The sequence below is a fragment of the Paenibacillus sp. FSL H3-0469 genome (assembly GCF_038051945.1).
GTDB lineage: Bacteria > Bacillota > Bacilli > Paenibacillales > Paenibacillaceae > Paenibacillus_AQ.
On sequence record NZ_CP150302.1, the window covers coordinates 3,395,932 to 3,410,807 of the forward strand.

Below are 14,876 nucleotides of genomic sequence, written 5' to 3' on the forward strand. Positions count from 1 at the left end.
CAAAAGGCCCTGACCTAAGTCGGGCCTTTCTGCCTCCTGCTCTACTCTAAATCATGCTACATTTCATTAAGGATTACAGATTTTTTCCTGTCCACAGGGATACTCTCTTCTTCACCAGCTCAGTAAATTCTTTTTCCATATCCTGAGCGCCGGCTTTGTCCAGCTCAGCCAGGAAGGCGTCATAGACTTTATCGAAATCAGCCGGTTTGGACAGAATCGCTTCCGGGATACGCTTACGTACGATATCCTGGGTCTTTTTGAAGATGACCTGATATTTACCGTCTGTCGGAACCGGCAGGTTGTACAGGGCGCCTGTTTCTTTTACAGGGAATTCATCCTCTTTCGGGAACAGGTCCTTCCAGGTAGTCGCCTTATATCCGGCAAGGGATTCCTTCTCAGCTTCTGAATAGGAAGCAACGATCTGTTCAGGGAAGCTTGTAGTGTAGTAGTTGTCTGTTGAATCCTTCACCCCGTCACCATACCGTGCACCGAAGATCAGGTACTGGCCGATCCCGGTTGTTTTTTGGGTGTTCGCTGTATCATTGGCTAAGCCGTCACGGATTTCAGGCAGAACCTCACGTTTGCCGTTCGCATCCACAGTATAGTGCTTGTCTTTAATCCCCCAGGTTCTCAGGATCTGGCCTTCATCGGAGGACATCCAGTCCAGCCATTTGATGATCCGCTCAGGATCTTTGGCCGCTGTAGTAATTGCGATACCGTAACCGTCGATACCGGTCTGCATGAAGGAATGATCCTTATACTCTTCGGTCAGGGTTACAGGGAAGTGTCCATAGGTATACTCGTCTTTGCCGGCAGCCTTCAGGGCATTCTCACCATCAGAGTATTCCCATTCCTGGGAGATCAGACCGAGTACACGGCCGCTGGCCACTTTCGCTTTGTATTGGTCATCCTTTTGTACGAAGGTATCCTTATCAAGCAGTCCTTGATTGTACATGCCGTTCAGCCAGCGGAAATATTCCTTTTCTTCGGCGCGTTTGTAGTGAAGCTTCGCTTCGAAGGTCTCAGGGTCCACATAGTATTCACCATCATCCGGTGCGCCGGTTGTAGTGAAGGCCGGGTTCGTCACGGTGATCATAATCTTCCAGTCATCAGCGTTCAGCGTCAGCGGAATGGTAGGCTGCCCATCGGTTTCAGGATGCAGAGCGACATAATCCTTCAGCACCTTTTCAAAATCAGCTACAGTCCGCACCTTTGGATAGCCGAGCTCTTTGAGCACACGATGCTGAATTTCAAATCCGCCTGTGGCATCGAAGGACTTCTGGCCGACACCCATATTCGTAGGAATCTGATAAATACTCTGATCGTCCAGGCTGTACTTCAGACGGTTCATGTTCTCGCCGTAGACTTTCTTGAGGTTGGGGCCATATTTGTCAATCAGGTCCGTCATATCAATGATTAGGCCCGCATCCACCAGGGTACTCAGACTTCCTTTAGCGAAAATAATATCAGGAACGTCGCCGCTCGCCGCCATCATCGCAATCTTCTGGTCGCCGCCGCCGCTGCCTACATCGAATTCAGCTTCAAGGGTGACGCCTGTCTTTTCTGTAATGGCTTTACCGACATCATCCTGCATCTTGTTCCAGTTCGGGCTGGCATCCGCTCCAAAGAAGGTGAATGTAGCCGGTGAGGTATCTAGAGCCGTATCATCTGCTGCGGCAGTAGCATCAGGTGTAGTTCCTGAGTTGTTAGGCGTCGTATTGTTGGCTGCATTATTGCCGTTCCCTCCACAACCGGCGATCAGCATCGAGCTCATCAGCAGGAGTGTGAAGATCGTTTTGGTACTCTTGCGGTTCATTGTGTATCCCCCTTGTATCTTAGTATGTTGCCTCTATGCATATCAGGTGAGACCTGAATATACCATTGTGAACGCTTGCAAAACTACCATAAATATAAATTACCACTAATTAACACTTTGCCCTAAGCGGGTTAGCTGCCAGGCTCTGCACTGAACCCGGCAGCTTCTCCACTGTTGCTCTGGGTGAAGGTTTATGCCTTAACTGCACCCAGCGTCATCCCGCCGACAAAATATTTTTGCAGGAACGGATAGACCACGAGAATCGGCACGGTTACGACAATGGTAATCGCCATCTTGATCGACTCCGGTGAAATCTGCGCCATCTGTCTGGCCATATCATTCGCATTTGCCATGCCGCTGCCCTGATTGGTCGAAGACAGGACCTTCATCAGCTCGTACTGCAGCGTAGTCAGATGCGGCTTGTTGCCGTTGTAGAGATAGGTGGTGAACCACTCATTCCATTGTCCTACAGCCAGGAACAGCGCGACAGTTGCGAGTACCGGCTTGCAGAGCGGAAGGATGATTTTGTAGAAAATCATAAAGTCATTCGCCCCGTCCAGCTTAGCCGATTCCTGCAGGGCAAAGGGCAGTCCGTCCATAAAGGAGCGGATAATGAACACATTAAATGCGGCAACCGCACCCGGCAAAATGTAGATCCAGAACGTCCCGATCAGATGCAAATCCTTCATCAGAATATACATCGGCACCATACCGCCCGAGAAATACATGGTCAGGGCCAGAAAAACCGAGATGAACCTTCTCGCTCTGAATTCCGGACGGCTGAGCGTAAACGCCAGCATAGAGGAACTCACCAGACCCAGCAGTGTACCTGAAACGGTACGCAGAATCGATATTTTGAAACCTTGAATCAGACCGGTATAGCTGAAGATCCGCTGGTAATTCTCCAGAGTCCAGACCCGCGGGAAGATATAGATGCCGCCCCGGACCGTATCTGTAGATTCATTGAAGGAAATTGCCAGCACGTTCAGAAAGGGATATAAGGTCACAATCATGACTAATCCCAGAGTGATGTAGAGAAACACGTCGAATACGCGTTCACCTTTAGACATTTGAAAAGCTTTGCCGCCCATTTGATCCCCTCCTTACATAATGCTTTCTTTCGTTAATTTCTTCATCACTCCGTTAGCCGTAAACAGCAGAATGACACTGACTACCGAGGTGAACATACTTATCGCTGTACCATAGGAGAACCGTCCAATCTGTATCCCGTATTTAAGCGCATACAAATCCAGCACTTCCGAATAATCGGTAACGAGATTGTTCTGCAATTGGAACTGCTTCTCAAAGCCGATTCCGACCAGATGACCAATCGACATGATCAGGAGTACTGTAATCGTCGTACGAATCCCCGGCAATGTAATATTGAACATCTGCTTGACCCGTCCTGCTCCATCCACTTTAGCCGCTTCATACAGTTCTTTATCAATGCCTGTAATCGCTGCCAGATAGATGATCGCGTTCCAGCCCGTTTCCTTCCAGATGTCAGCAGCCGTTAAGACTCCCCAGAAGTATTTCCCTTTGGCCATGAACTGGATCGGCTCATCAATCACATTCATCCAGAGCAGCAAATCATTCACGATCCCCCCGTCAATCGCAAGCGTCTTGTAGACAATTCCGCCTACAACCACCCAGGATACAAAGTGTGGCAGGTAAGATATCGTCTGGACCGTTCTTTTGAAGACGCTTCCGCGCAGCTCGTTGAGCAGGACCGCAAACAGAATCGGAACCACGAAGCCGAAGATCAGCCCCAGCATACTCATCGCCAGTGTATTTCTTAATACGAGGTAGAAGCGTTCATCCTGGAACAGCTCCTTGAAGTTGTCCAGTCCGACCCATTTCTGCTCGCTGAACGATCTGACCGGCTTATAATTCTGAAAGGCCATTAGCCATCCCCATATGGGCACATAGCTGAATATAAATACCCAGATTACGAATGGAAGGGACATCAGGTATAAGTACTTTTGCTGGAGTACGCTTTTCCAAAATCCACTATTCCGTTTCGCAGGTGGGCGGGGGGTTACGCTTTCATTTGTTGTAACACCGCTTTCAGTGAGCGCTTTCACGATCAATATTCCCCCTTCGCTTTGATAGCTTTATCTTATCCCAGCGCCGGGGGCGAGAATACCCAACAGATTTCACGTAAAAACCTATAGAAATTAGACATTCTCCCCGCCTGTATCCCCTTAAGCCTTCAAATCACTGTCCCTTCGGGATTGAAAATGTAATCCGGGTCCCCTCTCCTTCCCGGCTTGAGATGTTCAGCCCGTGCTCCGCTCCGTAATACAGAGTCAGTCTCTGCTGCACATTGCGCAGCCCGATCCGGCCCTGCTCCTCTTCCTCCACCTTGGTGATGACCTCCATAATCTCGGACAGCCGTCCTTCCTTCATCCCGATCCCGTCATCCATTACAATCACCTCAATCTCCTGTTTCTCCGTGAGGGTAATGGCGATGCTGACATGCACCGTGCCCTCCTTATTCTCCAGACCGTGAACGACCGAATTCTCCACCAGCGGCTGGATAATCAACGGCGGAATCATCACCTCAGCGGTGGCGGGATCCAAGGTAATCTCATATTCCAGCCTGTCCTCGTACCGGAACTTCTGAATCTCCAGATAGGAGCGGATCATCTCAATCTCTTCCTTGATCGGCGCTCTCTCCCGGCCGACTTCCAGATTCTTGCGCATCAGCTTGCCCAGCAGCCGGACAATATTAGCGATCTCCTTCTCTCCCCGCAGATGGGCGTTCATACGGATCGACTCCAGCGCGTTGAACAGAAAATGCGGATGAATCTGGCTCGCCATCATCTTCAGCTTAATCTCGCGCTGCGCAATCTCCAGCGTGCTGTTCTTCTCATTGCTCTCTATCACCTGGTTAATCAGCTGGTTGATGCTGGCTACCATGTAGTTGAACTGGCGCGACAGCTGGCCGATCTCGTCTGTTCCGTCAATGCGGGAGACGACATTCAGGTTCCCGAGGGCCACTTGATTGAGCTGGCGGCTCAGCCGCAGCAGCCGGTTGCTCGTCAGCAGCGAGATCGTGTAGACCAATACAAGCGCAACCAGCAGCACCCCGATTACGATAAACAGGCCCAGCTGACTCACCTTGTTGGCATCGCTCAGAATGCTTTTGGTCTCGAATACGGAAATGATTTTTAACTTGCTGACACTCAGCTCAGGGATCATCTCATCGATGATGACGTAAGAATCCTTGGCCTTCACCTGGGTCGTGAACACGCCCTTGGACTGCGCCTGCACATCAATCCCTATGTCAAAAGCATCCACCGTGCTGCCCACCAGCTGCGGATTTTTAGCGGATACAATATAGCCCTGCTCATCGATAATAATGGTCTCGAACGGCTCCTGGTGCAGCATCTGGTTCAGCTCATTCTGATTCACCTGCACCATCAGAATTCCTGACTTGCTGTATTCTGGGTAGGGCACCTGGCGGACCAGGCTCAGCTTGTTGATGGTTCCTTTGGGGCTGTTGATATAAGGGTCCTTGTCGTGGATATACATCCAGTAGATCTGATTGTTCTGCATAGCCTGTGTATACCAGTTTCTCGTGCGGATCTCCGGCGTTACCGGCGCGATGGACATATCGTCCACCAGAGTGGGATTATCGATGAAGAAGCGGATATTGGAGATTTCCCGGTACCGCAGCACGTATTCCTTGAGGTCGGTATAATTCAGGTAAGCCTTGGTCAGCTCCAGGATACTCGGATAATGCGTATTAACCAGCCGCTCCAGATCCTCATCGAAATAGAGCAGATTCGAAATATCTGTAGGGACACGCAGCTTGCTGTACAACTGGCTTTTGATCTTTTCCACGTTGTTGGTGGCCTGATCAATCGCTCTGTTCAAGGCTCCTTCCCGAAAATAATTTGTCAGAATAATCCCTGCAATCAGCACGGGAATCATCACCACTATGATATAAAAGAAGATCAGCTTGTATTTCAGCTTCATATTATTGACCATCCGCACCAGCTTCTTGATATCAATCTCCCCTCTCTATACAAACAGGCTGCTCCCGGTCTTCTGTAAGAAGGGGAACAGCCTGTATATCATAAGCCTCATACCTGATTTTCTGCAAGCTTGCCGGCCTACAGTTCCAAATTTCCCCTCCGCTTCTTTTTGCTTTTCGTTAAGTGCTTTAGCGCTTCTTAGATAAGTCTAGTTCTCCTTGCGGTAGGCGCTTGGGGAGACGCCGACATATTTGCGGAATTTGGCGTTGAAGTAATCGGAGTTCATGTATCCAACCTGCTCGGCCACCTCATAGACCTTCATGCCCTGGGTCAGCAGCTGCTTGGCCTTCTCGATCCGCACCTTATCCAGATACGTATTGAAGTGCTCGCCCACCTGGTTCTTGAACATTTTACCCAAATAGGCACTATTGTAGTTAAAAATCTCCGCAAGGGTGCCCAGCTTCAAATTCTCCTTATACCGCCGCTGGATCAAATCGGTGATCCGCTTAATCTCATCGCCGCGTCCGCCTCCGCTGCCCGTCAGCCGGGAGAGCTGCTCCATGTAGCCCGACACCAGCCGCTCTGCATCATGCAGGTACCTGCTGCTGTAGACCTCGCCCATCGGCGAAGCTTGTCCGGCAATCAGCGGGCGCAGCTCGGGACTCGCCGCCTCCAGCCGGGCAATTGTACTGCTGACAATCCGCAGCAGCTGATCCTTGATATAGGTCTCATCCCGCTGGGTATGCACAAGCTGGCGTATAATCTGCAGCGTAAGCTCCCTGGCCACCTCGCTGCTTCCAGCCTCCACTGCCAGTAACAGCTGCACCTCAATATCACGCTCGGGGTCCGGCTCCTCCTCCAGTTCCACCGCGCCTTGTGCAGGCTCCTCCCACAGGTCCGGCATTTCGCAGAGGAGGGTATTCTTCTGCCCGAAGAAGGCATCGTCCAGCCGGGCGCGTGCGGCCCCGAAGGACTCTCCAGCCTCCTCCGGCCGGGCAGCTGCTCCGCCCGCTGCGGCCACGAACTCCAGCCCCTCCTTCGAGATCAGGTGATGCAGCTCCTGCCAGAGGGCCGCCCGGGCGCGTTCATCCCGGAGCGGCTCCTTCAGCAGAATTCCCATATACGGGGGAAGGGTGAAGAAGAAGAAGCCCTCCGCCTCCTGCCAATGCCGCTCCATCAGCCGCTTCACTGCATCTTCGCGGGCATCCTCGCCCTTGTTAAGCCCTTTCAATTCCAGCAGCACCACTTCGCAGCTGCTGTCCTTAAGACCCAGCTCAGCCGCCGCCTCTCCGGCTTCCTTCGACTGCAGCAGCTCCCGCACCAGCACCTCGGTGGTTCTTGCCGGCTCCAGCGCCTGCCATTCGTTGATCCGTTCTTCCTGGCTGATCTTCTCCCGCAGCTCCTGCAGATAGCTGATCAGCTCCTCCTCATCCACCGGCTTAAGCAAATATCCGTCAATATGATAGGAGATGGCCTGCTTCGCATATTCAAAATCGGCATAGCCGCTCAGAATCAGCACATGGCAGCCTGGATTCTCCTTGCGCAGCTCAGCGATCAATTCCAGCCCGGTCATTCCCGGCATACGGATATCCGCCATCACAAGTCCAGGTTTCAACTCACGGAATTTGTCCAGCGCTTCATAACCGTTAGCCGCTGTCGCCACCACGGTATACCCCTCTTCCTCCCAGGGAATCAAGGTGCGCATCCCTTCCCTCAGCTTGGGCTCATCATCCACAATCAGTACTTTGATCAATTGGGGCCTCCCTTCACAGAGCTTATTACAAACTTTACAGCAAGCTTATACCATAACCTATATAAGTGGAAACGGCATTGCCGTCCTTTTAAAGGACGGTACCGTTTCAGCGAGAAATAGAAGGATAAATTATCGTGTGAAACATATAAATTCTTATATTTTAAAAGAAAATAAGCTGCCACCCTGTACAGGATGGCAGTCATTCCGTGCGGATATTCTATTTCCGGTAAGAAGCCAGCTTCTCATTCAGCTCGCGGGTCTGGCCGTATACATCCTGATACAAAGCGAAGATTCCGTCATATAGCGCCGCCTGCTCTGCATTAGGGGTATAGGTCTCTGCCGGACGGATGAAGGCTTCCGCACATGCACCAAGAGATTCGAACCAGCCTGCACCATAGGCTGCCAGCATAGCTGCGCCCATAGCCGGACCCTGCTCGCTCTCCAGCTTGATGATCGTAGCGCCGAAGATATCGGCCTGCATCTGCAGCCAGGCTTCATTCTTCGCCCCGCCGCCGATCGCCACAACCTCGGTAATCTCTTTGCCGGATTCACGCACAATCTCGATGGATTCGCGCAGCGAGAAGGTGATGCCTTCCAGCACAGCCCGGGTAAAGTGGGACAGCGTATGTCCGGAATCCATACCGATGAAGCTGCCGCGGATGCTCGCATCCGGGTGCGGTGTACGTTCCCCGCTGATGTAAGGGGTGAACAAGAGACCGCTGCTGCCAGCCGGGATTTCGTTCACTCCCTGCAGCAATTCGTCGAAGCTCTTGTCTTGCGCAAAGGTCTCCTTGAACCAGGTCAGGCTGTGTCCTGCCGCCAGGGTCACGCCCATAATGTAGAAGGCATCCTTCTCACTGTGGTTGAAGAAATGCACTTTGCCTTCGAGGTTAAGATCCTTGTTGCTCTCATAGGACAATACCACACCGGAGGTCCCGATGCTGCACATCGTCCGGCCTTCGCCCAGAATGCCGGCTCCCAGTGCGCCGCAGGCATTGTCTGCCCCGCCGGCGAACACCTTGGTGGTAGGCAGCAGGCCGGAGGCTTCGGCAACTGCCGGAAGCAGGGTTCCGGTCTGCTCGAAGGATTCCACGAGTCTCGGGCAGAGGGAGACCGGCAGATCGAACGCTCCGGCAATCTCCGCACTCCACTGCTTCGCGCCAACGTCGAGCAGCAGGGTTCCGGCTGCATCGGAGTAGTCCATGGCATAGTCACCTGTCAGGTGATAACGCACATAATCCTTCGGCAGGAGGAATAATTCAGCCTTCGCGAGCACCTCCGGCTCATGCTCCTGGACCCACAGAATCTTCGGAAGCGTGAAGCCTTCGAGCGCGCGGTTTCTGGCGATATCGATCAGCTTGCTGCCAAGCTTCTTCTCAATCTTACGGCATTCCGCAGTCGTACGTGTATCATTCCATAGAATGGCGGGACGCAGCGCCTTGCCTTCACCGTCAACGAGCACAAGCCCGTGCATCTGGCCGGAGAAGCTGATACCGTCGATCTGTTCAGGCTTAGCGCCGGATACTTCCATCAGACGCTTCAGACTGGCGATGGTTCCCTTCACCCAATCCTCCGGATTCTGCTCACTCCAGTTCGGCTGGGGTCTGCTGAGCGGATACGCCTCAGAGTGCTCAAAAGCCACTTTGCCCTGAGGATCTACCAGTACAGTTTTTACCGCGCTGGTTCCAAGATCGACACCAATTACATATTTCATAGTTATCCTCCTAAAAGTTATATGTAGCATTACTTCTTATGAAACTTCTCTGCAGCCGTTCAAAAGCACCTTCCACTAAAAGGTAAGGCGAAAGTAAGCGAGAGGTACGCCTAAGATGCGGCTACGATTGTATTTTCTGCAATAGATTCTCGTTAAATCGGCCGAAAATCGCAGGCTATTGCACTTTGTACACTAGAACTTGTTGAAAAGGCTGTTTTGTAGGGTACGCTCAAATATCTGTTGTACCAAATACAGCAGAATGCTATTTTCCAGCCAAATCAGATCATTCTGCTGCACAAAATACACTCACACGGTCCTGGTAGAGTATCAGATTAAAAGGATGGATAAGCTTATTAAACCCTATCCACCCAAAATCTAACGGACCGGAGAGATCTTATCCCCGCGAAAACGCCACTTTTGGCAGCGTAACGGACTCAGGCGACCTCATAGTCTCTCTATGAGACGTTTCTTAGCTGAAGTGCAAAGGATAAGGCCTGTGGAGTCCGTTAATCGCTCAAGTGACGACTTTCTTCCCGGATAAGAGCACCTCAGTCCGTTACGCTAAGCCAAACGTCCCCTGAAGAACAACACCCGCTTGGAAAAGATGTAATTGGAAGGGGCATTGCGTCTGATCCACTATTTTAAATCTGATGAAGTACTTGTAGAGTATCAGAACCATTCCGCCACTCAAGTATTCCAGTATTAAAAAAGGGGGCTGCCGAAGAATGCTCTCTTCAGCAACCCCCGTTGCGTGTATTCTCTAATGAATCTGCGGGCAATCCCGCAAATCCGGCAGCGTCTTACTCAGCAGTCAGGATGTACTGGTTAAGTGTAGCTCTCAGCAGTTCCTGACGTCCGGATTTGTTCGGACGCGGGCTCTCGTTGTTCAGCGCGTAGTCAGCCAGCGAAGCCAGTGTCGCTTTGCCGGATACGATGTCAGCGCCAACGCCTTCGTTGAAGCTGCTGTAACGATCAGCAATGAAGTTCTCGAATACGCCGTCTTCCAGCAGCTTAGCAGCTACCTTCAGGCCCTTAGCGTATACGTCCATACCGGAGATGTGTGCCAGGAACAGATCCTCAGGCTCGAAGGAAGGACGGCGTACCTTGGAGTCAAAGTTGATTCCGCCTTTGCCCAGACCATCGTTCTTCAGTACTTCATACAGAGTCAGTGTAGCATCGTAGATGCTTGCAGGGAATTCATCTGTATCCCAGCCGAGCAATGGATCGCCCTGGTTCGCATCGAGTGATCCCAGCATGCCGTTGATACGGGCTACATGCAGCTCGTGCTCGAAGGTGTGGCCAGCCAGTGTAGCATGGTTCGCTTCAAGGTTCAGCTTGAAGTGCTTATCCAGGTTATACTTCTGCAGGAATGCGATGCAGGTTGCTGCATCGAAGTCATATTGGTGCTTGGTAGGCTCTTTCGGCTTAGGCTCGATCAGGAACTGGCCGTCGAAGCCGATTTCCTTCGCATAATCAACAGCCATAGTGAACAGACGGGCAATGTTGTCCTGCTCCAGCTGCATGTTGGTGTTGAGCAGAGTCTCGTAACCTTCACGGCCGCCCCAGAACACATAGTTATCAGCGCCCAGACGTTTACCCACTTCCAGACCTTTCTTCACTTGTGCAGCAGCGTGTGCGAATACGTCAGCGTTGCAGGTGGAGCCTGCACCGTGCATGTAGCGCGGGTTGGTGAACATGTTGGCAGTGTTCCACAGCAGTTTTTTGCCGGAAGCCTTCATGCCTTGTTCAAGGATATCTACGATGGTATCGATGTTGCTGTAGAATTCACGCAGGGACGCGCCTTCAGGAGCGATGTCCACATCATGGAAGCAGTAGTACTGCAGGTCCATCTTCTCCATGAATTCGAATGCAGCTTCCGCACGGGCTTTAGCCTTGTCCAATGTGCTCAGTTTGTCCCAAGCGCGGACTGCAGTTTCAGCGCCGAACGGATCGGAACCGCCAGCTGTTAATGTATGCCAGTAAGCCATTGCAAATTTCAGGTGCTCTTCCATTGTTTTGCCGGCTACGATTTCTGTAGGATTGTAGAATTTGAATGCATAAGGGTTGGTGGAACGGCTTCCCTCGTAAGAGATCTTGCTCACTGTTTCAAAATAAGCCATTTGTAAAATCCTCCTCAATATTTGCTTTATCCGCAAGCGTTTACAGCAACATCTTAACACATCCCTCTGACTTTGTATATTGGTTAAACAAAGTTTTTTTATTTTTATTTTTCCCGCTGTTTCACAGAGATCCCGGAGCTTAATTTCACCTCCAGAAGTTCGGGTTATACAAAAATATGTTGCGGCGGGTTCGTCCGGATTCAACGGATTCAGTTGCATTTTTGCGCTCTTCATTCTAGACTAGGGGGCATACCCGCGCAGCGGAGCCTAGCTTCACAGCTACCCTCTTCCTGCACGTGCAAAGCCCCCGTTCTATCCTGAAACAACGGCTTTCCTCATTGTTACATGCCGCCGATCAGCAGACCGGACAAAACTTATGGTGTGAAACCTATAAATTCTTATATTGTAAAAGGAAGTGTGCTGCTTGAAAGTTACCGGTGATCAGGCGCTGGTCAAAAAAATAAACAAATCGATTATTTTACATACCATCCGTATGCATTCCCCCATCTCACGGGCCAAGGTATCCGAGGTGACTGGCCTTAATAAAGCCACCGTCTCCAATCTGGTAGCCGAGCTATGCGGGCAGCAGCTGGTTACCGAGGCTGGACCCGGAGAATCCAGCGGCGGGCGCAAGCCGCTGATGCTGCATTTTAATGAGATGGCGGGAAGTGTGATCGGGATCGAGCTGCGCGTGAAACAGCTTAAGGCCGTACTCTGCGATCTGGGGGGCGGCATTCTTCATGAACGGGACAGTGTGCTGGAGAACCACGACTTCCCTTATGTGCTCGGGCAGATGCAGCAGATGATCTCGGAGCTGATCGCTACGGCCCCGCCTTCTCATTACGGACTAGTCGGCATTGGTGTCGGCGTCCCGGGAATGGTCGATGAGCAAGGCGTTGTCCTGTTCGCGCCCAACCTGGGCTGGGAGATGGTAGACCTGCGTTCGATTCTGGAAAGCGCCTTCGCGGTGCCGGTCACCATTGATAATGAGGCCAATGCAGGCGCCCAGGGTGAGCTGAACTTCGGAGCGGCCCGCGATGTGCGGCATCTGCTCTATATCAGCGCAGGGTCGGGGATCGGGTCGGGGATTATTATCGGCGGAGAGTTGTATAAGGGCGCGCGCGGCTATGCGGGCGAGACCGGACATATGACGATTGAAGCGGAAGGCAAGCCCTGCAGCTGCGGCAGCCGGGGCTGCTGGGAGCTGTATGCCTCTGAGAAAACCTATGATAATCCAGGTCTCTCCCTCCCGTCGCGCACAACGACCGGGCTGGTCAAGTATGCACTTGAGGGGCAGCCCGATACGCTAAGCCATTTCAACTCCATTGGCGAGTATCTGGGGATCGGAGTTACCAATCTGATCAACAGCTTCAACCCCGAGCTGATCGTTATCGGCGGCGCTTTATCGGAGGCAGAGCCGTGGCTCGGCGAGCCGCTGCGCCGGGTAGTAGCTGAGCGTACCCTCCCCTACCACAAGCAGCAGCTCGAAATCACCTTCTCCAGGCTGGGAAGCCGGGGAACCATGATTGGAGCGGGTTTTTCAGCGGTGATGCATTTTCTGGGCAACATCCGCGTGACCCTATAGAGCACACTACAAGCGGAACGGCTGCGGCATACTTTATATGACGCGGCTTGTTTTTGCGTGAAGGTGGAGGATCACTTTTGGTCTACGGCATAAATTCATATATTTCTTAAAATCGCCGCATTTTTTTCTGCATTTCCTGCTCTAAAAGGAGTAGCTATCCTATATAATAAGGATACTTGTGTGACATTTGTCACCATACCCTTTTTTCTGAAATGGAGAGAGAATCCATGACTTATGTTGATACGTCTGATATTTCGGCGAAGATGTTCATCGCAGTGCTGCTGCTGCTGCTCATCATTGCTCCGCTCGTCAGCCTCGGTGTCCTGCGCCTGTTCCAGTCGCGGAAGAAATCGGGATTCCTCCTTATCGCCAGCGGCATTGCCGTCTATGCTGTCTTTCAGATGTTCATGTCACTTACCTGAGACCTGCTAGGAGACAGCAATGACGTAAGCAAGTGGAGAAGCAGTATTTAAGATTGTTCATATTCGCTGAAGCAGGCCAGGCCCATGGGCAGATTTAAATGTTGTTTTTCCGCCGCCGCACGCAAAGAGCCGCCTCCCACCGGGAAGCGGCTCTATATATTTCAGGATTGCCGGCTATTATTCCGTTGCAGCCAGAGCCTTGTCGAACTTGGTCTTGTTCATGCCTACGATCTTCATATCCCCGATCACCGTAATCGGTACGGCTCTCATGCCCATATCCCACACCTGCTGGGCGTACTCTTCGTTCTGCTCGATGTTGCGTTCTTCGTACGCTACCCCTTTATCGCTCAGGAAGCTTTTCACCTGACGGCAATGCGGGCAATTCGTCGATGTGTATACAATTACATTCTCCATAGTATGATTTCCTCCTCGTATCTAAGTATTAGACTCTGAGATCTATTGTAGCACCGGAATCCTTGCTTCTCCAAATGCCAGACTTACATAATTACTGCGCTGTGCTCCAGGCTCTCGATATATTTCTCGGCATCCATAGCCGCCATACAGCCGCTGCCAGCAGCCGTGATGGCCTGTCTGTAACGGGTATCCTGCACATCGCCGCAGGCGAATACGCCGGGAATGTTCGTCTCGGAGGTTCCGGGATTCGATACGATATAGCCGTTCGCATCCGTAGTGATCTGTCCGCCCAGGAATGCCGTATTCGGATGATGGCCGACCGCCACGAATACCCCGCTGGCTTCAATGAACTCTTCTTCGCCAGTCTCGTTGTTGACAACCTTCAGCCCGGTTACGCCCTTATCTCCGGCAATCACTTCAACAGGGGTACGGTTCAGTCCCCAGGTCACTTTGGCGTTATCGCGGACACGGTCCTGCATAATCTTCGAGGCCCGCAGCTCTTCACGGCGGTGAACCAGGGTTACCTTGGAAGCAAAACGTGTCAGGAAGCCCGCTTCTTCAAGCGCGGAATCGCCGCCGCCGACCACCACGATCTCTTTGCCGCGGAAGAAAAATCCGTCACAGGTAGCACAAGTGCTGACCCCGCGTCCGATGTTATCCTGCTCCCCGGGAATCCCGAGATACTTGGCTGTAGCACCCGTGGAGATAATCAGCGTATCCGTAATCAGCGTGCCCATGCCTTCCACGTTCAGCTTGAACGGACGGTCGCCCAGCTCCACGCTGTTCACCCAGCCGGTCACGAACTGTGCACCGAAACGCTCTGCCTGCTTGCGCATATTATCCATCAGATCGGGACCCAGAATGCCTTCCGGGAATCCCGGGAAGTTCTCGATCTCAGTTGTAGTGGTAAGCTGTCCGCCTGGCTGCGGACCTTCGATAACGAGCGGGTTCAGGTTCGCACGGGCCAAATATATAGCAGCTGTCAATCCGGCCGGTCCAGTACCGACAATAATTGATTTGTACATGATGATATCCCCCTTGAGATGGACGGAAAAGACGCCATTCCTTA

11 protein-coding genes are annotated in these 14,876 nt (G+C 52.0%); 2 read left to right on the top strand and 9 right to left on the bottom strand.

Translation table 11 applies throughout. The annotated features are described in order from the left end of the window. Nucleotides 1-73 precede the first annotated feature (73 nt). The 7 genes from NSS83_RS14755 to xylA all read right to left on the bottom strand — a co-directional run bounded on the left by NSS83_RS14755 (nucleotide 74) and on the right by xylA (nucleotide 11,386). Nucleotides 74-1,816 carry an ABC transporter substrate-binding protein gene (locus tag NSS83_RS14755; protein ID WP_341183883.1) on the bottom strand — a complete coding sequence of 581 codons (1,743 nt, stop codon included), beginning with the start codon at nucleotides 1,814-1,816 and terminating at the stop codon, nucleotides 74-76. 191 nt (nucleotides 1,817-2,007) lie between these two features. Beyond that, the gene (locus NSS83_RS14760) at nucleotides 2,008-2,907 is read right to left on the bottom strand and encodes a carbohydrate ABC transporter permease (RefSeq protein ID WP_341183882.1); all 900 of its coding nucleotides are present in this window, start codon (nucleotides 2,905-2,907) and stop codon (nucleotides 2,008-2,010) included. A 12-nt stretch (nucleotides 2,908-2,919) separates the two neighbouring features. Continuing rightward, a complete protein-coding gene (locus tag NSS83_RS14765) occupies nucleotides 2,920-3,900 on the bottom strand; it encodes a sugar ABC transporter permease (protein WP_341183881.1) in 981 nt (326 codons plus the stop codon). 133 nt (nucleotides 3,901-4,033) lie between these two features. Further along, nucleotides 4,034-5,812 carry a histidine kinase gene (locus NSS83_RS14770; protein WP_341183880.1) on the bottom strand — a complete coding sequence of 593 codons (1,779 nt, stop codon included), beginning with the start codon at nucleotides 5,810-5,812 and terminating at the stop codon, nucleotides 4,034-4,036. 195 nt (nucleotides 5,813-6,007) lie between these two features. Further along, entirely contained in the window at nucleotides 6,008-7,552 is a 1,545-nt protein-coding gene (locus NSS83_RS14775; RefSeq protein ID WP_341183879.1) for a response regulator transcription factor, read from the bottom strand. 217 nt (nucleotides 7,553-7,769) lie between these two features. Further along, complete coding sequence (gene xylB / locus NSS83_RS14780) at nucleotides 7,770-9,266, bottom strand: xylulokinase (RefSeq protein WP_341183878.1); 1,497 nt, start codon at nucleotides 9,264-9,266, stop codon at nucleotides 7,770-7,772. Between the two features lie 800 nt (nucleotides 9,267-10,066). Continuing rightward, nucleotides 10,067-11,386, bottom strand: a complete 1,320-nt coding sequence (xylA, locus tag NSS83_RS14785; RefSeq protein ID WP_341183877.1) for a xylose isomerase — start codon at nucleotides 11,384-11,386, stop codon at nucleotides 10,067-10,069. A 424-nt stretch (nucleotides 11,387-11,810) separates the two neighbouring features. Between xylA and NSS83_RS14790 the strand changes: the two genes are divergently transcribed. Both NSS83_RS14790 and NSS83_RS14795 read left to right on the top strand, forming a co-directional pair. Beyond that, nucleotides 11,811-12,971 carry an ROK family transcriptional regulator gene (locus NSS83_RS14790; RefSeq protein WP_341183876.1) on the top strand — a complete coding sequence of 387 codons (1,161 nt, stop codon included), beginning with the start codon at nucleotides 11,811-11,813 and terminating at the stop codon, nucleotides 12,969-12,971. A gap of 227 nt (nucleotides 12,972-13,198) precedes the next feature. Beyond that, on the top strand, nucleotides 13,199-13,393 hold the full coding sequence (locus tag NSS83_RS14795) for a hypothetical protein (protein WP_036694925.1): 195 nt from the start codon (nucleotides 13,199-13,201) through the stop codon (nucleotides 13,391-13,393). 177 nt (nucleotides 13,394-13,570) lie between these two features. Here NSS83_RS14795 and NSS83_RS14800 read toward each other — a convergent pair whose 3' ends face one another. Together NSS83_RS14800 and trxB are read right to left on the bottom strand one after the other, a co-directional pair. Beyond that, nucleotides 13,571-13,807, bottom strand: a complete 237-nt coding sequence (locus tag NSS83_RS14800) for a glutaredoxin family protein (protein WP_036694922.1) — start codon at nucleotides 13,805-13,807, stop codon at nucleotides 13,571-13,573. Nucleotides 13,808-13,890: 83 nt separating this feature from the next. Further along, nucleotides 13,891-14,832, bottom strand: a complete 942-nt coding sequence (trxB, locus tag NSS83_RS14805) for a thioredoxin-disulfide reductase (protein WP_340957931.1) — start codon at nucleotides 14,830-14,832, stop codon at nucleotides 13,891-13,893. Between the last annotated feature and the right edge of the window lie 44 nt (nucleotides 14,833-14,876).